The organism is Yersinia sp. 22-579 (genome assembly GCF_030433455.1).
In the GTDB taxonomy this organism is placed as follows: Bacteria; Pseudomonadota; Gammaproteobacteria; order Enterobacterales; family Enterobacteriaceae; genus Yersinia; species Yersinia enterocolitica.
The window spans coordinates 1-21,158 of the sequence record NZ_JAUJTZ010000008.1 but is presented as its reverse complement, the minus strand read 5'-3'; the positions used below and the strand labels follow the sequence as shown (position 1 = coordinate 21,158).

Here is a 21,158-nt window from a genome sequence, read left to right as displayed (position 1 = left end):
TTTTCTCTCGTTTTAATAACCCGCTAGTAGTTTAAATAAAAATCGCTGATTAATGCGCAGAATTCCGGTGAATACACCCCTTCCGATTGACGTAAATCCAGTTGCTGGAATTCAGTCTCACCAGCCTGGCGTGATAGCGTTAGCAGCATGCGATGTAATGGCTTGCCGGGGCGATCTCTGATATCAACCTGACAACGAATAAACCAATTTTGTTGTACGGCAAGACGGGAAAGTTCTTCCCCCAAATCGTGGGGTAAAACCACACAAAAAACACCGTTCTCTGTGATAAGCTTCTCCGCGCAATTCAGTAAAGCATCGTGAGTTAAGGAGCCGGTGTAACGTGCAGTATCCCGAGCTTCATCGCGACAGGCGACCGCCGGAGCAAAATAAGGTGGGTTACTGACAATCAGGTCATACTGATGAAGATGGTTTTCAGCGAACTGGTGCACATCTTGCTGATAAATATGAGTACGATCCGCCCACGGCGATTGTGCTACATTGCTGCTTGCTTGCGCCGCCGCCCCTGGCTCTAGCTCTACACCATCAATCATGACCTCGGGTGTCGAACGCTGGGCAATCATCAAAGCAATAAGCCCGCTGCCGCAGCCAATATCCAGCACTTTGCGCGCTTTTTCTACCGGTGCCCAAGCACCAAGTAGGACACCATCTGTGCCCACTTTCATCGCGCAGCGATCATGTGCCACAAAGAATTGTTTAAAAGTAAAACCACCACCGCGTAACATCGGTTTTTTTTTCAATTGCTCGCCCACATTAGTCACCAGAATCTATAACCGGCGTAGCATAGGACAATATGATTGAAGGGAAAAGACATCATTACCGCTTAAACAGGTGAAGAATTCGGCTAACCCGTCTATAATCGGCGCCCCAAGTAGAGGAAGACCATGACTGTAACCAATTTTTCCGAACTCGATCTCGATGAACGCCTGATTGACGCATTGCGCGACAAAGGCTATGAGCGCCCGACTGCCATTCAAGCTGCGGCTATTCCGCCAGCTATGGATGGGCGCGATGTATTGGGTTCGGCACCAACAGGTACCGGCAAAACTGCCGCCTTTTTGCTGCCCGCCTTGCAGCATTTGCTGGATTTCCCACGCAAAAAATCTGGCCCACCACGGATTTTGATCCTGACGCCAACTCGTGAGTTAGCCATGCAAGTGGCAGATCAAGCCCGTGAGCTTGCCAAGCATACCCAACTGGATATCGCGACCATCACTGGTGGTGTCGCTTATATGAACCACGCGGAAGTCTTTAGTGAGAATCAGGATATTGTAGTGGCGACAACCGGCCGCTTACTGCAATACATCAAAGAAGAAAACTTTGACTGTCGGGCGGTAGAAACCCTGATTCTGGACGAAGCTGACCGTATGCTTGATATGGGCTTCGCACAGGATATTGAAACTATCTCGGCAGAAACCCGCTGGCGCAAACAGACCTTACTTTTCTCGGCCACGCTAGAAGGTGAAGCTATCCGTGAGTTTGCGGAGCGCATCCTGACTGAGCCGGTAGAGTTGGAAGCTGACCCATCACGCCGTGAACGTAAAAAAATTCAGCAATGGTATTACCGCGCAGACAATATTGAGCACAAAACTGCCTTGCTGGTGCATTTACTGAAGCAACCAGAAGTACAGAAATCCATTATTTTTGTGCGTACCCGTGAAAAGGTACATCAACTGGTCAGTTGGTTACGCGAAGCTGGAATTAATGCCTGGTTCCTTGAGGGTGAAATGGTTCAGGCCAAACGTACCGAAGCCGTGATTCGTTTAAGCGATGGTCGGGTTAACGTTCTGGTTGCAACGGATGTGGCTTCGCGCGGTCTGGATATCGACGATATCAGCCACGTGTTCAACTTTGATTTACCGCTGACTGCTGACGTCTATCTTCACCGTATCGGTCGTACTGGCCGCGCAGGGCGTAAAGGGGTTGCTATTTCTCTGGTTGAAGCGCATGACCATTTATTGCTGGGCAGAATAGGTCGTTATCTGAAAGAGCCATTAAAGCCACGAGTGATTGATGAGCTGCGACCAACCAGTAAAGCGCCGAGCGAGAAAAGCACAGGTAAACCGTCTAAAAAAGTTTTAGCGAAGCGTAAAGAGCTAAAAGAAGCCGGTAAAGAGAAAACGAAGGTTAAGGTTCGCCATCGTGATGCTAAGAATGTGGGTAAGCGCCGTAAGCCAAAGGACAAGCCCGATACCAAGAGTGCGAGTTAATTCTGCACCCTGACAAAAAAGCCGCTTATAAACAGCGGCTTTTTTATTTGTTATCAAACGGATTCAAACTACAGAACCTGATTTTACAGTGAAGTACTACTTTTGGGTATTTCAGCCTAAAACAAGCCGTTCAAACACTATTGCTGGTAAACCTCTGCAAGTTTTTTACCACGAAGCCAAATATTCAATTGCTGATATTTTTGCTGCATTTCAGCACTTTGGATGTTCAGCGGCGTCATCGCTAAATACTGTTGGAATGTCGCGCCCTGCTTATTACGGGCTTCAGGGTCAGCACCAGCTTTGAGCAAACGCAAAGCTAAATCCGGCGCATTACTTTTACCTGCTAAATGTAACGGCGTATCACCCACACGATCGGCAATATTCGGATCAACACCAGCGACCAACAACAGGATCACCTGGATCTCGCGCCCTGCCATGATAGCAGCCGCTAAAGGCGTTGCGAGTGTCACACTATTTCTGGCATCAGGCCGAATATTGTTTTTAAGCAAAATTTGCATGTAATGCGCATCTTGCACAGTGGCAGCTGTGTGCCAGGCGGTATCACCCTGCATTCCGGGCTGAAAAGGATCTGCATGTTCTTGCAACAATGCCGCCAAACTTTCAGGTTGTTGATTGAGGATAGCCCACTGCATAAGTGTCACGGCCTGCTCACCTTGCTGTTGTAGCAATGATTTAGTGGCTAACTGATGGATCTGCTTCACATTGCCATGAACAATCGCATCTGCAATTGGCATGACCAGCGGATCGGTAAACGCGATATTAATCTCTGTCATTGCCTGCCCCTCAAAACTGATTAATGGCATCAAAACACCGTAGATAGCGTAACGCAAATGGCGTTTCACTCTCATTGCCAGTGTTGATTCAGGCATACTGCCGCTCCCAAGGTTGTTGTTCATTCATGGAACTGAGCACTTTATCAATACCATGCGCCGCAAGGCTACGTTCGAGGTGTTTGTGTGGCAGCCAGTCATTTAGCCCCGCCAGTTTATCGCTATTAGCCAATGTGATCTTATGGCCAATTGCATCAGGAATGAGTGAGGTTGACTCCTGAGTATCCGTCAATAAGTCATGTTGCTCACTATAACGTCGTATGCCACCACCCTCCGCCGACTGCCGCGCCTGAGCAGGGTTCATGCCCAAACGATTTAATGTGTGGTCAGAAACACCGGCGGCATTAAATGTTACAGCAAAAGTCCCGCTAGCTAATGCAGCCGTGGCTGCCAGCCCACCGCCTAATGAATGGCCGGTAATGACCAGTGCATCACCAAATGCCATTTTAGCTGTTTTTCCCAGAGCAACAGCCTGATTATATTGAACATCCTCATAACCTGTTGCTTGCCGGATATTACTTAACCAATCCTGAATATCATTGGTACCCGCGAAAGAGAGGACATACTGTTGGTTATCACTGTAAATCCCAGCCTGAAACCCTGAAGCTGTATCAGATAGGCTCGCCGGGTCTATCCCAGCCGAAAGCAACGCGGCATCACCCAACCGTGTAAATCCGCCGACGCTTCCCGCAGCTGGAGCGTAAACATCTTTCGCGAGTAATGCTAATGAATAGTCCGCTTGCTGTGATCCTTGTCCACTTGATATAGGTACATTGTCGCTGGCAGCTAAAACACGTTCACTACGTGATATTCCAAGGCTGGCCAGCATGCTGTAATAAACATCATTACCTGCCTGAGTGGGAGTTAGGAGGGGGGGTTCTTTTTGATGCTGGTCCGGAGACCCAACAGGAGTAGCGTTCTCTTTCTTGACCTGCTCTATTGGTTGCGCCTGGTTCATCAACCCTGCTAATGGAACAGGTCGGGCTAAACTAACAGATATACTCATGCCAACTCCTTGTCGATAGGTAATCCCAATATTGAGTCAACCTCAATAACTTTATCTATCGACACATCGGATGAGTTCTTAAATGAAAATGGTAAGATTTATTTATATAAATTGAATATTGTGATCTCAGTCTAACTTCTCGATAAACAAATCACAGGAACAAAAAAGGGAGCCACAGAGGCTCCCTTCAGAATTTGAGACTTAATTATTATGACAAAAATTACAGGCTTTCAGTGAAAGTACGAGTAATCACATCACGTTGTTGTTCTGGTGTCAGTGAGTTGAAACGTACGGCGTAGCCAGATACACGAATCGTCAACTGAGGATATTTTTCTGGATGCTTGACTGCATCTTCCAGTGTTTCGCGGCGCAGAACGTTTACGTTCAAATGCTGACCACCTTCAACACGTACCGTTGGTTGTACTTCCAACGGAATTTCACGATATTCGATCTGGCCTAACTCACTTGCCGGAACAATTTGATCTTCTGCATAACCAGCTTTCGCGCAAACACAGCGTAGCTCAGCTTTTTCATCATCCAGCAGCCAGAAAGAGTTCAGCAAGGCTTCATTGTTAGCTTTAGTAATTTGAATACCAGTAATCATTTGGTGCCTCCGTAATACGGCTATAAATTCCAAGGGGGAGAAACTATCTTGGTTATTTGGTAAAACCATTGTTGTCTTATTGTTCTATATACCAGTCAGACCGCTGCAATTCTTTGACTTAAATCAATCTTTCGGCCACCACGGCAATCATGTCACTGGCAAATTTATGTTTTATATCAATTTTATCAATCTGGTCCAGAGCAATTATTTTTGTAAATTTTCAACATTTTTTACATGGAATGGTCAAAAAAACATCACTACGTCACAGACTTAGGTTTAGCGGTTTCACTCACAGGTTTGAACCGGTAAGCTAGAGCACATCAATATCTTACAGAAACCAAGGAGAGTGTTTATGTCCGCCTCCCTTACCTGGCACGATGTGATCGGCCAGGAAAAAGAACAACCTTACTTTAAAGATACGCTGGCCTATGTGGCAGCAGAGCGCAATGCTGGCAAAACCATTTATCCGGCACAACACGATGTATTTAATGCTTTTCGCCTGACCGAATTGGATCAGGTCAAAGTGGTTATTTTGGGCCAAGACCCTTACCACGGCCCTAATCAGGCTCATGGGTTATCATTTTCTGTCTTGCCAGGTGTCCCAGCACCGCCCTCTTTGGTCAATATCTACAAAGAGCTGGCTACCGATATTCCCGGCTTCCAACGCCCCAATCATGGCTTCTTACAAAGCTGGGCCGAGCAAGGTGTATTGCTGCTCAATACCGTACTGACTGTCGAAGCAGGTAACGCGCACTCACATGCCAACCTTGGCTGGGAAACCTTTACCGATAAAGTCATTGCAGCACTGAATGAACATCGTGATGGTGTGATTTTTATGTTGTGGGGAGCACATGCTCAGAAAAAGGGCCGTATCATTGATACCCAGCGCCACTTTATTTTAAAAGCCCCACATCCATCACCGCTCTCCGCACATCGCGGTTTTCTTGGTTGTAAGCACTTCTCACAAGCGAACCAACTCTTGCAGCAGCAGGGTCAGCAACCGATTGACTGGCAACCTAAATTGCCAACAGCTGAATAAAACGTCATTTACTGAAGAAAACAAACAAAAAAGGCACCCGCAAAGGTGCCTTTCCACATCAGGACACCTTAAGCTTTCGCTTTAGATACCGCGACCATCGCCGGACGTAACAAACGGCCATTCAGCGTATAGCCTTTTTGCATCACCATCATGACGTGATTTGGCTCGTGATCCGCTGATTCAAGCATCGTCATCGCCTGATGAACTTCAGGGTTAAACGGCACGTTAGTTTCACTGACAACTTGGATACCGTATTTACCGACAGCATCAAGCAATGATTTTAGGGTCAGTTCGACGCCTTCGATCATTGCTGTCAATTCAGCATTGGTTTTATCAGCTGTATCCAGCGCACGCTCCAGATTGTCAATCACAGGTAATAATTCAGCTGAAAATTTTTCTAACGCAAATTTATGCGCTTTTTCAACATCCTGTTCGGTACGACGACGGATATTCTCAACTTCAGCCTTGGCGCGTAGCAAGCTTTCGCGCTCACGCTGTACAGCTGCAGCCAACTGCGCTTCAAGCTCGGCAACACGCGGATCTACACCTTCACCCGTCTCTTGTGTCGCTTCCACTTGCTGCTCTGCTGCATTTTCCATTTCTTCCGAGACTTGCTCGTTTGGTGTTTTCTGTTCTTTACTACTCATGGATATCTCCGCGTTTTAGCATTAATCTCGCTACTTGGCTTATTATGGGGATCAAAACCGGGGATTCAAGGGAACCGGTCATAATGTGGGGTAAAAGACACCCCATTGAGGAAAATCACGGCAATGAATAATAAAAGATTCAATTGTATTGGTATTGTCGGTCACCCACGGCACCCGGCCGCACTTGCCACCCATGAAATGCTCTACCATTGGTTAAACGCCAGAGGTTATGACGTTATGGTGGAACAACAGATTGCTAAGGATCTCAATTTAACCGATGCCGTTACCGGTAGTTTGGCTGATATCGGCCAACAAGCCGATTTAGCCGTCGTGGTTGGCGGTGATGGCAATATGCTGGGTGCTGCTCGGGTATTGGCCCGCTATGATATCAAAGTGATCGGTGTCAACCGAGGCAATCTGGGCTTTTTGACCGATTTAGACCCCGATAATGCTCAACAACAGCTTTCCGATGTGCTGGAAGGCGAATATCTCAGCGAACAACGTTTCTTGCTGGAAGCGCAAGTCACACGAACAAATCAGCAAAGCCGCATCAGTACAGCAATCAATGAAGTGGTTTTGCATCCGGGTAAAGTTGCCCACATGATAGAATTCGAAGTGTATATTGATGATCGCTTCGCCTTCTCCCAGCGCTCTGATGGGTTAATTATCGCCACACCTACCGGTTCTACCGCTTATTCACTCTCTGCGGGTGGCCCTATATTAACACCAACACTGGATGCCATCGTTTTGGTTCCCATGTTCCCGCACACTCTGACTGCTCGCCCGCTGGTTATTAATAGTAGCAGTACCATCCGCCTTAAGTTTTCCCAAATCACCAGTGACCTGGAAATTAGTTGTGACAGTCAGATAGCACTGCCGATTCAGGAAGGGGAAGAGGTGTTAATTCGGCGCAGTGATTTCCACCTCAATCTTATTCACCCCAAGGACTACAGCTATTTCAATACGTTAAGTACAAAGTTGGGTTGGTCAAAAAAATTATTCTAAAAAGTGCATTAGGGACTTTACTGTATATAAAACCAGCCTATACTGTATTCAAATACAGATATGTGTTTATGTACAGGAGATTTACCATGCTGGCCCAATTAACCATCAGTAACTTTGCTATTGTGCGTGAGCTAGAAATTGATTTTCAACCTGGAATGACAGCAATTACTGGTGAGACGGGGGCGGGTAAATCCATCGCCATAGATGCATTGGGGTTATGCCTTGGCAGCCGTTCAGACGGTAGTATGGTGCGTTTGGGGGCAACCCGCGCTGATATTTGTGCTCGTTTCTCATTAGCAGACACCCCATCAGCCCGACAATGGTTGGAAGACAATCATCTGGATGACAGCAACGAGTGTTTGCTGCGGCGTGCTATTGGCTCCGATGGCCGCTCAAGAGGGTTTATTAATGGGACAGCCGTGCCATTGTCCCAATTACGGGAACTGGGGCAGCATTTAATTCAAATCCACGGCCAGCATGCCCATCAACTATTGCTAAGACCTGATCATCAAAAGCAATTGCTAGATGCTTACGCAAACCAATCTGTCCTGCTCACTGAAATGAAAGCAGCCTATCAAATCTGGCACCAAAGCTGCCGTGCTCTGGTGCTGCATCAGCAACAATCACTGGAACGTAATGCTCGTCATGAGCTATTGCAATATCAGTTAAAAGAACTGAACTCATTTGCCCCACAAGCTGGGGAATATGAACAAATTGATGTCGAATATAAGCGTCTGGCAAACAGTGGCCAGTTGTTATCACTCAGCCAACAAACCCTACAGTTACTGTCTGATGATGAGCAGAATAATATTCTCAGCCAACTCTACTCAGCCAAGCACCAACTCACAGAGCTGGCAGGAATGGATGAGCAATTTAATAATTTGCTGAATATGCTGGAAGAGGCCTCGATCCAAATCAGTGAAGCTAGTGATGAATTGCGTCACTATGCCGAACAATTTGATATGGATCCGAATCGTCTGTATGAACTGGAACAGCGGTTATCTCGTCAATTAAATCTGGCTCGCAAACACCATGTTACACCGGAAGAGTTACCACAATTTCATCAACAACTATTGGATGAGCAAGAACAGCTCTCACAACAAGAAAATGATCACGAGCAGCTCAGCCATGCTGTAAATACTCACTATCAGCATGCATTAGCTATCGCCAAGCGGTTACATGAAGAACGCCAACATTATTCTGACGAATTGGCAGCGCTGATCACCGAAAGCATGCGCGAACTGTCCATGCCACATGGCAAATTCACTATTGAAACGCTGTTTGAACCTGAGCACCTGAGTGCTGAAGGGGCTACCCGAGTCGAATTTTGTGTTACCACAAACCCCGGCCAACCACTACAGCCGCTGGCTAAAGTTGCCTCAGGTGGTGAGCTTTCTCGCATCGCATTGGCTATTCAAGTTATTACAGCGCGCAAAATGGACACGCCTGCACTTATCTTTGATGAAGTCGATGTAGGTATCAGTGGGCCAACAGCAGCCATAGTGGGTCGCCTGTTACGCCAATTGGGTGAATCCACTCAAGTTATGTGTGTCACTCACCTGCCGCAAGTAGCAGGCTGTGGTCATCAACATTTCTTTGTGAGTAAACAAACTGATGGCAATGAAACTGAAACTCATATGCATCGGTTAGATAAAAAAGCCCGTTTACAAGAATTGGCGCGCCTTCTGGGCGGTAGTGAAGTGACGAAAAACACCTTGGCAAATGCAAAAGAATTGCTCGCAGCATAGAAAAGATTAACTTTTTTCCTTTCCAGAGGTCATACAGGTGCCCTGTAAAGGTTTCCAACTGCTGCAAGGTCTATTATCATCGTCATCCTACGCCCTAAAGGAATGTGATTACTATGCGCTGTAAAATGCTGACTGCCGCCGCTGTGATGCTTGCAATGCTTACTGCGGGTTGTTCAACGCTGGAGAAGGTGGTCTACCGGCCTGATATTAATCAGGGTAACTATTTATCACCTAATGACGCGTCCAAAATTCATAAGGGTATGACCCAGCAACAAGTGGCATATACCTTAGGCACCCCAATGCTACAGGACCCGTTCGGCACTAAAACCTGGTTCTACGTATTCCGCCAGCAACCTGGTCACGAGAAAGTCACACAACAAACATTAACGTTGACCTTCGATAGCAGTGGTGTACTGACTGATATCAAAAATGATCCAACGTTATCAGGAAATTAATTTAACCGAAGATTGCAGAACACATTGAGGGAGCGAATGCTGATTAGGTTTTTAGGCTCAGAGTCTATTAATGCTTATGCAGCAACATGACAGTACTCATTCTTCTTCAACGCAGTCCAGGGCTACTACAAAAATAAGGCGCAAATTGTGCCTTATTTTTTTGCTTGTTCAGCGCGCTGCCGACGTAGCTCTTTAGGATCTGCAATTAATGGACGATATATCTCAACTCGATCCCCATCATTAAGCTTATCGCCAAGCTTCACCGGGCGACTATAAACCCCCACTTTATTCTTTGTGAGATCAATATCAGGGCGCAACTCAAGCAAACCTGAAGCTTTAATTGCCTCTTCAACTGTGCTTCCAGCCTCAAGAGAAACGGTACGCAAATATTGGCGTTCAGGTAAAGCATAAACTACCTCAACGCGAATATCAGACACTGTAAACCTCTTTCGCTCGCTGGGTGAACGCTTGCACCATATTACCGGCTAATTCTTTGAATATCTTACCAAAAGCTAACTCAATCAACTTATTAGTAAATTCAAAATCAAGGTGCAATTCAACCTTGCAAGCATCCGCACTTAGTGGGGTAAAATGCCATCCCCCCATTAATTTACGAAACGGCCCATCAACCAGTTGCATATCAATACTCTGGTTATCAGTGAGTGTATTGCGTGTCGTGAAAGTTTTGCTTATTCCGGCCTTAGCAACATCGACGGCAGCCGTCATTTCATTTTCAGTAGCGTCAAGTACCCGACTTCCAGTACAACCCGGTAAAAACTCTGGATAAGAGCGAACATCATTAACCAGTTGATACATCTGTTCTACGCTAAATGGCACCAACGCAGAGCGGCTAATTTGTGGCATAACATTTCCTGTGAGACATAAAACGCACTGATAATACCATTTATCCACCGCCAGACAAAAAATCTGCTAGTCATTCCTTGCAACAAATGAGACAAAATGCACAGGCATCCTGCGGGAAAGGATTTCATTCGCCTCCGCATACAGTATAATGATCAATACTATGACAAAGAAAAAAGCATACAAACCCGGTTCCGCAACCATTGCGCAAAACAAACGTGCCCGCCATGAGTACTTCATTGAAGAAGAGTTCGAGGCAGGCCTTTCATTGCAAGGTTGGGAAGTAAAATCTCTGCGTGCTGGCAAAGCCAACATTAGTGATAGCTACGTAACCTTTAGAAACGGTGAGGCATTCTTGTTCGGTGCCACCATTACACCGTTAAACGTGGCATCGACACATGTTGTCTGCGAGCCAATGCGTACCCGTAAACTGCTACTAAACAAACGCGAACTGGATTCGTTGATTGGTAAAGTTAATCGCGACGGATTTACTGTAGTTGCCCTTTCCGTATATTGGAAAAATGCTTGGGTTAAAGTTAAAATCGGTGTCGCCAAAGGTAAAAAAGACCACGATAAGCGCGATGACATCAAAGATCGTGAGTGGAAGTTAGACAAAGCGCGCATCATGAAGCACGCAAATCGTTAAGTGACTGGCTTAGCAGGACATAGTTCTGTTATACTAGCGAAGTTCTTTGGGGCTGATTCTGGATTCGACGGGATTCGCGAAACCCAAGGTGCATGCCGAGGTGCGGAGGCCTCGTAAAAAACCGCAAAAAAAATAATTGCAAACGACTCGCAATACGAATCTGCTGCTTTAGCAGCTTAATCAGCCTAAGAAACTGAAGATTCCCTCTCTCCCTAGCCTCCGCTCTTAGGACGGGGATCAAGAGAGGTCAAACCTAAAAGAGATCGCGTGGACACCTTGCCTGGGGTGAAAGCGTTAAACCCAATCAGGATAGTTTGTTAGTGGCGTGTCCGTCCGCAGCTAACCGGCGAATGTAATGACTGGACTAAGCATGTAGTGCCGACGGCGTAGTAATTTCGGACGGGGGTTCAAATCCCCCCAGCTCCACCAAATGTTAAACCGGTTATTACCAGATAAGTCCGGTGAAGTACGAAGAGCCCGCATCCCACCTAGGTTTGCGGGCTTTTTTGTGTCTGTAGTAGTCCAAGGATATCCGCCTGAAGCCAGAGACAATTGGTATACAAATTGGTATACGCTAAGATAGATACCAATGGACGTATACCAATTAAGGGAAGAACCATACATGGCAAGGACAACACGCCCCCTCACCCACACCGAAGTACAAAAAGCAAAAGCCACCGACAAAGATCTAACTCTCCATGATGGAGATGGCTTATTTTTGTTAGTCAAAACTACCGGCAAGAAAATCTGGCGTTTCCGCTATCAACTTCCCAACAGTAGTAAACGCACAATGGTAAGCCTCGGTGCGTACCCTGCACTCTCTTTGGCTGATGCCAGAGAGGTACGAACAGAGAAACTGGCAATGTTAGTGCGAGGGGTTGATCCGCAAGCAAGAGCTGATGAGGAAGCCGAAAAACTCCAGATAGCTGAAGAGAGTATTTTCGTAAACGTCGCCCGCAAATGGTTCGAGTTGAAAGAAAGCCACGTTAGTGCCGCCCATGCGAAAGATATTTGGCGTTCTATCGAAAAAGACATCTTACCCAGCATAGAGAATGTCCCCGTTCAAGAACTCAAAGCTCGCGCCCTGATTCAGGTATTAGAACCCATCAAAGCACGCGGAGCATTAGAAACAGTCCGGCGGTTGGTACAACGTATTAACGAGATAATGATCTATGCAGTCAATGTAGGTTTGATTGATGCCAATCCTGCATCGGGTATTGGCAATGCTTTTGAAAGGCCTAAAAAGCAGCATATGCCCACCATACGCCCCGAAGAATTGCCTAAACTTATGCGCACCATAGCCATGAGTAATCTCTCGATACCAACCCGCTGCTTGCTTGAATGGCAATTATTGACACTGATACGTCCTGCGGAGGCGTCAGCAACAGCCTGGTCAGAGATCGATATTGAGAATAAGCAGTGGTGTATACCGGCAGAACGTATGAAGGCAAAGCGCGATCATATCGTTCCGCTGTCAGATCAAGCACTAGAAATACTCGAAATCATGCGTCCAATCAGTGGCAATCGTCAGTATGTATTCCCTAGCCGTAATGACCCGCGTAAGCCAATGAATAGCCAGACAGCCAATGCCGCATTGAAGCGTATTGGTTATGGAGGGAAGCTCGTTGCTCACGGTTTACGTTCTATCGCCAGTACAGCCATGAATGAGGCTGGGTTTAATGCTGATGTGATTGAGGCTGCGCTAGCGCATAGTGATAAAAATGAAGTTAGACGCGCGTATAATCGTTCAACATATATTGAACACCGAAAAGAATTGATGATTTGGTGGGGAAAAAAGATTGCAGCTAAATAGGCTAATTTTTACTTATATTTTTTGGGGAGCTTGAATATGGATTTTATAGATGTGTTCGATTTTGCTGTAAATCTTTGGACACAAGATGGTGTGGAAAAATCAATTGAAAACTCATCACCAGATTGACCCTACCACCTATATCTGGCGCATATTTGGGGGTCACAAATTTTCCGAACCGAGCTGACCCCTATTTTGCCCCCCAGTGGTGATAGCTGGTAATGGACGTAAAAATACCAGAATGGAAAAGTGGCCCCCTACGGTGACTTGATTTTCATACTAATGGTGTGAAGGCCGGACTCGAAAAATAAACACAACTCTTTGTAAGATAAGTTTATTTTTAAACTTTAAAATGTGGTAGATCACGTTTTTGACCCCTTGAGAGTTTTGTGTCTTTTCAGCATTGGGATTTTTGAGGCCAACGAAAGGATCTGACGTGTTATATTTTACCTGGCTCGTTACCACCCTGCGGCTCAATAAGTACCACACCAAGTTGATCAGCCTCTTGTTCTATCACGTCCATCACCGTTTCTGACTCAAGCACCCTTTCAGATTCAATATCAACCCCAAGTTGCTCTGACCTTACCCTGTCGCCAAAAAGCATTACAGCAGTGTCACCATGCTGTTTAGAAGACCATTGTAAGCCCTGTGCAGCAGGATAAGCCTGATGTATTGCTACAGAGTATTCACGGGTGAACACATATTGATCCGCCGATGAATCCAAAATATCGGCCCTTTTCACGCCCATTTTTCGTAATGTCTTTGGATTGAGATCAACAAGATGCAAATCTTCACTGGGTTTCACTGCGGAATGCACCAATCCCTTTAACTTGCCTAAATCATATGGCGCACCGGCAGAATCGGGGGGCAGGTCATGAAAAATAGTTTCCATTACCGCAACATTGGTACTCACTCCACCGTATAGAGTGGATACACCATTATCCATCGGACTAAATCGTGCATTTCCTTTGCCTGGATTGAACTGAGTAGCGGTAAACTCCGCCGAATGTATCCGGTAGATAAGCTTCCCAGCAATCCAGGTGGTGAAGTTCACTTGTAAATCGGCCTTGGGTACAGGTACTTTTCTGACAACATTATCCTTGTCGTCTGAATCAGCCATGAGCCCCTCCCTCTGCTTCAGCCTGTGCTGCTAGCAAAACTTGCTTTGGCATAGTTGCCAGCACATCTTTTGGCTTTTTCCCACCTAACCAACTGTTTTCAGAACCAAACCAGATAGCCAACCCCCAAGGTGTTTTCTTTTCACCTAATAGAGATATCACTTGCTTAACCACTGGGATCGGGCGGAACCCTTCATCTAATGCGTATTCGGGGTATTTGTCTTTTCCATTAAGCTGAAGTGCAAAAATCCGGCCAGCAGACTTCCAGCGGTTCGGCCCTGCGCTGGGATTGGTATTTTTGAAACTCGCTTTTTCTGACAATTCACGCGCTGTCAGCCATACGGAATCTGCAAGTATCCTGGCATTAAGCTGTTCACGGCGCTGAGCGTTACGCGCTGCACGAGCCTGCTTATCTGCCCCATCAACAGCCTCGTTAACCGACTTAACAGCCGATGGGAGGCTTGCCGCTTTACTCTTTTTCGCTACCGGAGCAAGTTCAGGCATAGAGGCCAGCACTGCGTTCATTGCCGCACTCATCGCCACCTCTATTGTTTTATTAAAGTCTGAATGACGGCCTTTCACATTCCCCAAATCAATGACCAAATACTCAGAATCAGCATGCGTATTGAAGTTATGCAGCTCGTTCCCACTCAGGGTCTTAATTTCATAAGGAAATTCTTTACGCCGCACGGTGTTCACTCTACTCGGCATCACTCACCTCGTCGTGCAAATGGAGATATCGGTTATATCCATTATATACTGCGTGAGTGATTTGTCACCAGACTTGATTGGAATGTAGGTTCTTGGTTATAGATAGGTAGCTTATTTCACACAAGAAACACTATTCCTATTCCCCACAACTCTCTTGGCGTTCTGCGGCTCTCCCCTGGAAATTCCCTATTTATCAGGATTCTTGGCTAATGTTGTAGATGTCATCGAAATATAAAGTCCCTTTCTCGAATATCTTGTCATTTCTTTGCGCCATATCGTTTGTGATCGCATCACTTACAGGTATTATTTTGCAATACACATTCTAAAAATTGATTCTGCGACAGTGCATGCTGCATTGTCTGGCCAAAATAGTTCTACTTTGGGGCTCTCAAGATACATTTTGCAACCAAAGCAATATAGCGCCCCGCCCCTCTTCATTACCTTTCCTTATTACAGCTTCCAATAACTTGCAGCTATCTCATTCTTGCCGTAATTTCCCCCATGTAAACTCGCTGTCGATGACAGTCGCCAATGTTTCCAGTATCAGGATGATACCAATGACCTGAGAGAAACGCCTTCGGGTGGTCATAAAGCCAAAGTCATATGGAATGGAGTGTGGTCTGAGACTGACGCTTTCGAGCGACCACAACATGCTGCCTAAGCTTTAGAAAAACGTTATACCGTCACATCCGTCAACCCTTGAGAATGGGTGTCACCCATGTTGGTGATTAGGGCTTACTTCTACTAACGAAATGGCTAACAAAGAGCATTTCCTGACCAAGCGGTATTGCCTGTCGAGGATACTGTCATGTGTTATCAACCAAGCGAATAACTCGCCTCAGTAGAGCAACGGCCTTCTAAGCCGTAGCTCTATCAGTGGCAACGCTGTTATTTGCACACTTAACGCAAGATGCATCACGGCATCTAAAGACTCCTTATACCTCAATTTCTGGCGCGTATTACACGCCGCTGGCTGCGCTCTGCTATGCCGCAAGGCATCTGCTAGCGCTGGCTTTGCTGCGTGTGGCTCGTGGCGTCACTTTTACGTGTGAAAGTGACGCCATAGCACACCCCCGCCTCAGCCGTTGAGATAAGCGACTTCACCAACGCGTCATGCATCTGACACCGCTTCAACACGTCAGATTGACCACTTCTACCGGAGTTTGAACCGATACCGAGGCAGGCCCACAGCCTGAGGGGATGACCTGCAATAGCAGGAGGCTGCACCGAGTGCATCACCTATACCCCGCAATACCTCAACGGCTGCCCGCTCTGGCGCACAGGTATCGTTCAAGGCAGATAACCTGCCATTCCCCATGCGCCAGAGAAATGCAGCTCGTTGACATTGTTTGGGAGAAGTTCGCTATGAGTAAGTTAAGCCGTGAGATGAAAATACTGGCTAAGCAAGCTGGGGGGAGCCATAAAACCGTTCATGACCGTATTCGAATTATGGACAGATTTAGCCGACATTTACTGGCCCTTAATATTCAGGTGCGTGATGTTAAACACCTAAAAGCAAAGCATGTTGAAAGTTATATTGCTGACCGTGTTTCACAGGGGATCGCCAGTCGTTCTCTTCATAACGAAATGGCAGCATTGCGTACCGTTTTCCGATCCGCTGGCCGGGATAAAATCGTATTATCAGAACGCTTGACCAACAAAGCGTTGGGATTAGGGGGAGCCAGCCGCGCCGGCAGCAAATTCGCCATCCCTGAGAAGGTCTATCAAACCGCCCTGCGCACCGCCCAACAGCAGGACAAAGGATTCGCCTGCGCCCTGCAACTGGCCCGCTTGCTGGGGTTGCGTTCACAAGAGGCGGTGCAATGTGCCAACTCACTGAAAACATGGCAAAAGGAGCTTGAGCAGAACCACACTACATTAACCGTGGTGTTTGGCACCAAGGGAGGCCGCTCACGCGAAACCCGTATTTTGGATCGTGAAGCGGTGAAACTGGCCGTCAAAGAAGCACAACAGGTTGCAGAAACACGCGGCGGCAAACTCATTGATAAACCTGACCTGAAAACCGCCATGAATTTCTGGCGCTCCCATACCACCCGCCTGGGGCTAACCGGACACTACTCCCCCCACAGTCTGCGCTATGCCTGGGCGCAAGAGGCCATCAGTTATTACCTCGCCGCTGGGTTTACCCGCATTGAAGCCAGAGCATTAACCTCAATGGATCTGGGTCATGGTGATGGCCGTGGCCGCTATGTTGAACGCGTTTATACCCGCAAGGAGGCGTAACTATGTCTGATATTAATTTGATCCGCTTACCTGAAGTGATTGAGAAAATACGACTGAAGAAATCATCAATTTATCATTTGATTAGCCTCAACCAATTCCCCCGCCCAATAAAGTTAGGGCCACGTTCAGTTGCCTGGGTTGAAAGTGAAGTCGACGAATGGGTCATTATCAGACTCAACCAACGCGAGGAGGGTCGCGACTAATGATTTTTTATTTTTTTCTGGCGGGCGCTTTGCAGTATAATCTCGGTGCTGCGGCAAAATCCGTAGCCGGAATTGGCGTTCCGAACCCTTTGACGGTATCCAAATACATACACAGAATGTACTTGGATAATGTTCGTGCACACCTGTTGTCTATGGTAGTCCGGGCAAGGCTTTCGAAAGGAAGGCCGGGATCCGTTAGGGCCGGTACGCCAACCTTGTTCGGGCTACCACCCAATGGGCTTGGCGTCTCTGGGGGTAGCTTAATAAATACCCTAACGGAGGCGGCCCAATGGCTACTACCCTTCACTGTCTGTACCCGCAATACGTTCGTACCCATCCGGGGGTGCGCTATGCTTGACTCTCCCCCACTCACGCTTGAAGAAATTGTCGACCACTGTCGTGCACTGGTACGGGCAATGCTCGAAATTACCGACCTGACAACCAAAGAACTGCTGCTGTTTATTCTGGCTGAACGGCTGGATTTGCTACAACTGATGCTGGATGAAGCACCGCATGCAGAGGAGGCTAACCATGAGTAGGTTTGTTTCCAACATCGTGCGTGCATCACAACACCACTGGGGCAGCATACTGTCGTCGTTAGCCATCCCGATACCCGGCATCAACAAACATGGCCCTTGCCCGGTCTGCGGAGGTAAAGACCGTTTCCGTTTTGATGATAAAAAAGGGCGAGGAACGTGGTTCTGCAACTATTGCGGCCATGGCGATGGTCTGGATCTGGTCACTCTGGTACGACAATGTGATTTGATTCAGGCCGCCAGAGAAATCTCCCGCTTAACAGACTTAACCCCAACACCGCCCGCCAAAGAAAGAACTGAACCACTCCCTCACACCGATATCATACAAAGAGTCACCGCCCTGCTGGCAACCTGTACACAGGGAACCAGTGATTACCTGTTGCATAAGGGCTTGGCACATCAGGGATTTTTAATGCCCACCAATAGCGCTAAAAATATTGGCGGAGTGCATTTTAATGTGGGCAGCATGGTGCTGCCATTGGTGGATTTGAGCGACAAAACTACCGGTGCGCTGTTAATCAACCCTAGGGGAGAAAAACGCTTACTGCCCGGCTCGCGGATTAAATCATCATTTATCCCCATCACCCATCATGCCCTGTCACAAACAATCATCATTACTGAAGGTTTTGCCACCGGTCTGGTCATATCACGATTTGTTGCCGCCACGGTGGTGGCCGCTATCTCGGCCATTAATCTGACCCATGTTGCCGTGGCATTGCGTGAACGTTATCCCGATGCGCAGATTATTCTCGCGGCGGATAACGACGTAACAGACTCTGACCACAATCCCGGCAAGCAACTGGCGGAACTCGCCGCACTCGCAGTCAATGGGCTGGTGACCCTGCCCCCCAGCGGCGATAAGGCTGACTGGGATGATTATCGCCAACAGGTCGGAACGGACACCGCCCGTATCGAGTTTTTCCGCCAACTCTACAATCCCAAGGAATGGATATGAAAATGCCGCTCACTTTGATTGACAATGAACCGGTGCAATTTGCTACCAACCTGCCATTGCGCAAAGGTTCCGACGGTTATAACACCCCGCAGGATTACAATATCAAGGGCCATTTGCCGAGCAATACGCTGGCCAGTATTTATGGCCCCAGCGGCTCATATAAATCCTTTCTGGCTGTCTCATGGGCCTGCCATATCGCCACCGGTAAGCCGTGGGCCTCGCGGCGTGTGACGCAAGGCTCGGTGGTCTATATCGTTGGCGAAGGCGGCATTGGCGTACCACGCCGTATCCGTGCATGGGAAATGGAGTTTAACGGTGGCACACCGATTGAATCGCTATACCGCATTGACTGCCCGGTCTTTCCCGCCAGCCCGGAGAGCGTCGAGCAGGTAATTAAAGCCGCTCAGGACGTCACCGCACAAACCGGCTCACCGGTGCGCCTGATTGTGCTGGATACGCTGGCTCGCTGCTTTGGTGGCTCCGACGAGAACGCCGCCAAAGATATGGGTGCGTTTATTCAGGGTTGCGATTTTATCAAGGCAGAAACCGGCGCGACGGTGCTGGTTATCCATCATTCCGGCAAAGATTTGGATAAAGGTGCACGCGGCTCCAGCGCCTTTCGTGCGGCGTTAGATGTCGAATTCAATGTCCGTCGTGAGGGCGAAGGCGGCGCACTGGTGCTGAGTTGCACCAAAATGAAGGATTCAGAAGAACCCACCACACGGGCCTATGACCTCTCGCCGCTCAATCTGTATATCGATAACGATGGCGAAGAAGTTAACTCATTGGTGCTGTGTGATCAGGGGCGTGAAGTCAGCGATGAAAACTCACCCTATGAGGCCGAACTGGCAGGTATTCAGCGCCTGACGGCCAATCATATCGCGCTGTGGCAGTCTATCCGCTCCCGTACCACCAGTGGCGAGGCCTGTACAAAATCACTGGTGAGGGATGATATGCGCGGTATGGGTTTTGATGTTGCGAAGAAATTTACCCGCTGGCTCGACAAGCTGGAAATTGATGGGTTGATTCATATTGACGGGGAGAATATCTGCCCCAATTCATTAAGCAATACAGCAAGAAACTAACCGGGGGATAAAGTGGGAACCAAGTGGGGGAACATCGAATTTTTAACCAATTTAGCCTCGAATCCCCCACTTCCCACTTACCTATACACACTAAATGGGGGAAAGAGAGCAAACCCGCGCCATGACTGGGCTGAGAGCACCGAGCCAAAACCCAGGTGGGGGAACAAGTGGGAGTCAGTTAAGTGGGGGAAATGTGGGGGAAGGATTTAGGCTTGGTGCTGGTTTTATCACAGGTACATAACGACGTTTTGGCTATTGGCCTTACCTTGACTAACCAACTAATGGTTAATAACAATATAAATTAGTTACTAACCTTCTATAAGGATCCCAAAAGATGATAATAACTCGGTAAACTTCCGATACTAAATACATCCCACAATACAAATTAAAATATTATATAGTTTAATAAACTAATAATTTAACCAGAAGTTAAATGCATGCAAGTTTTTTAATATAACAGTCCTAACAGTGAAATCATCACTTAAATAAATATATTGCAAGATAATATACCTTAGAAACAATTAGCTAAACCGCTATTTATATTTTTTAGCAGTAGGGTAAAATAATTCTACAACTCAGTATGATGAGGTGCAAAGATATGCCAACTTTTAAGCCTGGTACTATTCTTCCAACCCCAGAGGAAGACAAAGAGATCAGAAAAGCCGTTGCTACCGATCCTGACGCGAAGCTGCTTGAAGATCCAAACATCAAGCTTGTTTCTTTTAGTGAGCTGAAGAAAAAGAAAAAAATGGGACGCCCCACAAAGGCAGATCCTAAAATCGATATACGCATGCGCTCTGATATCGTTGAAAAAAACAAATATATACACAATATTATGATGTGAATTAGTCACTTTACAGTAAACACTCGCGCCAAATTATTTCTGCACAAAGGACACCTCAAAATGTCCTTTGTAAAGAGATAACTCCACGATGCTACAAGCTACCCTACCAACATGGTTGAATAGAGTGCCACCAGAGCAAAATTTGAGTGGCATGGTAGATCACCGTACCACTGAAGATATGAGAGCCAATTGGACAGACAAAGCCAATATTGCAGACAAGTACAGCTGTTATTACAACTCATCCTGTTTATTGGCCGTCACGAGCGCTTAGCGAAGGCTGTTCCAGTTCAGTCAGCGTGTTCACCCGCCTTCTCCAGTAGTGAAATAAGACCATGAATAAACCGAATCTCAACCCAGCAATAAAACTGATCTAGTAACACCATTGATATGCTGTAACCCTCAGTATTATAAATTGTAAGCCACAGGAATAAGCTCCAGCCCCTCTTGTTAAACCAAGCGAAATCTAATCTGATAGTCGCCTTTGTGCTGTGAGTTCAACCGATGGATGCAACACATTGGTTAAAACGCTCTGCGGGTGATTCATAGTCTAGCGTTTTTCTTG

At 47.0% G+C, this 21,158-nt stretch carries 22 protein-coding genes, 1 other RNA gene and 2 pseudogenes; 16 read left to right on the top strand and 9 right to left on the bottom strand.

Features of this window, described 5'->3' with window-relative positions; genetic code table 11:
• Positions 1–23: 23 nt before the first annotated feature.
• Positions 24–770 (bottom strand): tRNA1(Val) (adenine(37)-N6)-methyltransferase, encoded by a 747-nt coding sequence (locus QSV56_RS11270; RefSeq protein WP_046694673.1) that lies wholly within the window; start codon positions 768–770, stop codon positions 24–26.
• Between the two features lie 132 nt (positions 771–902).
• Here QSV56_RS11270 and srmB point away from each other — a divergent pair, with 132 nt between their 5' ends.
• Positions 903–2,228: an ATP-dependent RNA helicase SrmB gene (gene srmB / locus QSV56_RS11265; protein WP_019081863.1), complete on the top strand. Its 1,326-nt coding sequence runs from the start codon at positions 903–905 to the stop codon at positions 2,226–2,228.
• Between the two features lie 137 nt (positions 2,229–2,365).
• Here the strand turns inward: srmB and QSV56_RS11260 are convergent, their stop codons facing one another.
• The 3 genes from QSV56_RS11260 to grcA all read right to left on the bottom strand — a co-directional run bounded on the left by QSV56_RS11260 (position 2,366) and on the right by grcA (position 4,689).
• Positions 2,366–3,022 (bottom strand): ankyrin repeat domain-containing protein, encoded by a 657-nt coding sequence (locus QSV56_RS11260; RefSeq protein WP_026018103.1) that lies wholly within the window; start codon positions 3,020–3,022, stop codon positions 2,366–2,368.
• An 88-nt stretch (positions 3,023–3,110) separates the two neighbouring features.
• Positions 3,111–4,085 carry a DUF2974 domain-containing protein gene (locus tag QSV56_RS11255; RefSeq protein ID WP_019083737.1) on the bottom strand — a complete coding sequence of 325 codons (975 nt, stop codon included), beginning with the start codon at positions 4,083–4,085 and terminating at the stop codon, positions 3,111–3,113.
• A 220-nt stretch (positions 4,086–4,305) separates the two neighbouring features.
• Positions 4,306–4,689 (bottom strand): autonomous glycyl radical cofactor GrcA, encoded by a 384-nt coding sequence (gene grcA / locus QSV56_RS11250; protein ID WP_005166327.1) that lies wholly within the window; start codon positions 4,687–4,689, stop codon positions 4,306–4,308.
• A gap of 352 nt (positions 4,690–5,041) precedes the next feature.
• Here grcA and ung point away from each other — a divergent pair, with 352 nt between their 5' ends.
• Complete coding sequence (gene ung, locus QSV56_RS11245; RefSeq protein WP_019081866.1) at positions 5,042–5,728, top strand: uracil-DNA glycosylase; 687 nt, start codon at positions 5,042–5,044, stop codon at positions 5,726–5,728.
• A 68-nt stretch (positions 5,729–5,796) separates the two neighbouring features.
• On the opposite strand, the gene grpE is transcribed toward ung, so the two are convergent.
• Positions 5,797–6,375, bottom strand: a complete 579-nt coding sequence (gene grpE / locus QSV56_RS11240) for a nucleotide exchange factor GrpE (protein ID WP_019081867.1) — start codon at positions 6,373–6,375, stop codon at positions 5,797–5,799.
• A gap of 123 nt (positions 6,376–6,498) precedes the next feature.
• Between grpE and nadK the strand changes: the two genes are divergently transcribed.
• From nadK to bamE, 3 genes are all read left to right on the top strand, one after another.
• The gene (nadK, locus tag QSV56_RS11235) at positions 6,499–7,380 is read left to right on the top strand and encodes an NAD(+) kinase (protein ID WP_019081868.1); all 882 of its coding nucleotides are present in this window, start codon (positions 6,499–6,501) and stop codon (positions 7,378–7,380) included.
• Between the two features lie 86 nt (positions 7,381–7,466).
• Positions 7,467–9,128, top strand: coding sequence for a DNA repair protein RecN (recN, locus tag QSV56_RS11230; protein ID WP_301212374.1), 1,662 nt, complete (start codon positions 7,467–7,469; stop codon positions 9,126–9,128).
• A 113-nt stretch (positions 9,129–9,241) separates the two neighbouring features.
• Complete coding sequence (gene bamE, locus QSV56_RS11225; protein ID WP_005172787.1) at positions 9,242–9,583, top strand: outer membrane protein assembly factor BamE; 342 nt, start codon at positions 9,242–9,244, stop codon at positions 9,581–9,583.
• A gap of 152 nt (positions 9,584–9,735) precedes the next feature.
• On the opposite strand, the gene QSV56_RS11220 is transcribed toward bamE, so the two are convergent.
• Positions 9,736–10,020: an RnfH family protein gene (locus QSV56_RS11220; protein ID WP_019081870.1), complete on the bottom strand. Its 285-nt coding sequence runs from the start codon at positions 10,018–10,020 to the stop codon at positions 9,736–9,738.
• On the bottom strand, positions 10,013–10,447 hold the full coding sequence (locus QSV56_RS11215) for a type II toxin-antitoxin system RatA family toxin (protein ID WP_011815744.1): 435 nt from the start codon (positions 10,445–10,447) through the stop codon (positions 10,013–10,015). Before QSV56_RS11215 ends, QSV56_RS11220 begins: the two co-directional genes overlap by 8 nt.
• A 160-nt stretch (positions 10,448–10,607) precedes the next feature.
• On the opposite strand from QSV56_RS11215, the gene smpB reads away from it, so the two are divergent.
• The 3 genes from smpB to QSV56_RS11200 all read left to right on the top strand — a co-directional run bounded on the left by smpB (position 10,608) and on the right by QSV56_RS11200 (position 12,903).
• Entirely contained in the window at positions 10,608–11,090 is a 483-nt protein-coding gene (gene smpB / locus QSV56_RS11210; protein WP_005166313.1) for an SsrA-binding protein SmpB, read from the top strand.
• Positions 11,091–11,138: 48 nt separating this feature from the next.
• Positions 11,139–11,519: a transfer-messenger RNA gene (ssrA, locus tag QSV56_RS11205) on the top strand.
• Between the two features lie 193 nt (positions 11,520–11,712).
• Positions 11,713–12,903, top strand: coding sequence for an integrase domain-containing protein (locus QSV56_RS11200; RefSeq protein WP_046050407.1), 1,191 nt, complete (start codon positions 11,713–11,715; stop codon positions 12,901–12,903).
• Between the two features lie 436 nt (positions 12,904–13,339).
• Here QSV56_RS11200 and QSV56_RS11195 read toward each other — a convergent pair whose 3' ends face one another.
• Complete coding sequence (locus QSV56_RS11195) at positions 13,340–14,020, bottom strand: RES family NAD+ phosphorylase (protein WP_019082163.1); 681 nt, start codon at positions 14,018–14,020, stop codon at positions 13,340–13,342.
• Complete coding sequence (locus tag QSV56_RS11190; protein WP_046694671.1) at positions 14,013–14,729, bottom strand: hypothetical protein; 717 nt, start codon at positions 14,727–14,729, stop codon at positions 14,013–14,015. Before QSV56_RS11190 ends, QSV56_RS11195 begins: the two co-directional genes overlap by 8 nt.
• Positions 14,730–15,819: 1,090 nt before the next feature.
• Here QSV56_RS11190 and QSV56_RS21965 point away from each other — a divergent pair.
• From QSV56_RS21965 to QSV56_RS11155, 8 genes and pseudogenes are all read left to right on the top strand, one after another.
• A pseudogene (locus tag QSV56_RS21965) lies at positions 15,820–16,072 on the top strand (hypothetical protein).
• A gap of 22 nt (positions 16,073–16,094) precedes the next feature.
• The gene (locus tag QSV56_RS11185) at positions 16,095–16,973 is read left to right on the top strand and encodes an integrase domain-containing protein (protein WP_050916771.1); all 879 of its coding nucleotides are present in this window, start codon (positions 16,095–16,097) and stop codon (positions 16,971–16,973) included.
• Between the two features lie 2 nt (positions 16,974–16,975).
• Positions 16,976–17,176, top strand: coding sequence for an AlpA family transcriptional regulator (locus QSV56_RS11180; protein ID WP_019082167.1), 201 nt, complete (start codon positions 16,976–16,978; stop codon positions 17,174–17,176).
• A pseudogene (locus QSV56_RS11175) lies at positions 17,131–17,445 on the top strand (ash family protein); the annotation flags it as partial. The gene QSV56_RS11180 and the pseudogene QSV56_RS11175, both read left to right, overlap by 46 nt.
• An 81-nt stretch (positions 17,446–17,526) precedes the next feature.
• A complete protein-coding gene (locus QSV56_RS11170; protein WP_046050400.1) occupies positions 17,527–17,715 on the top strand; it encodes a hypothetical protein in 189 nt (62 codons plus the stop codon).
• Positions 17,708–18,667 carry a primase-helicase zinc-binding domain-containing protein gene (locus QSV56_RS11165; protein WP_301212365.1) on the top strand — a complete coding sequence of 320 codons (960 nt, stop codon included), beginning with the start codon at positions 17,708–17,710 and terminating at the stop codon, positions 18,665–18,667. The genes QSV56_RS11170 and QSV56_RS11165 overlap by 8 nt, the downstream gene beginning before the upstream one ends.
• Complete coding sequence (locus tag QSV56_RS11160) at positions 18,664–19,752, top strand: helicase RepA family protein (RefSeq protein WP_301212363.1); 1,089 nt, start codon at positions 18,664–18,666, stop codon at positions 19,750–19,752. Before QSV56_RS11165 ends, QSV56_RS11160 begins: the two co-directional genes overlap by 4 nt.
• Before the next feature lie 598 nt (positions 19,753–20,350).
• Positions 20,351–20,596, top strand: coding sequence for a hypothetical protein (locus QSV56_RS11155; RefSeq protein ID WP_301212361.1), 246 nt, complete (start codon positions 20,351–20,353; stop codon positions 20,594–20,596).
• The last annotated feature ends 562 nt before the right edge of the window (positions 20,597–21,158 follow it).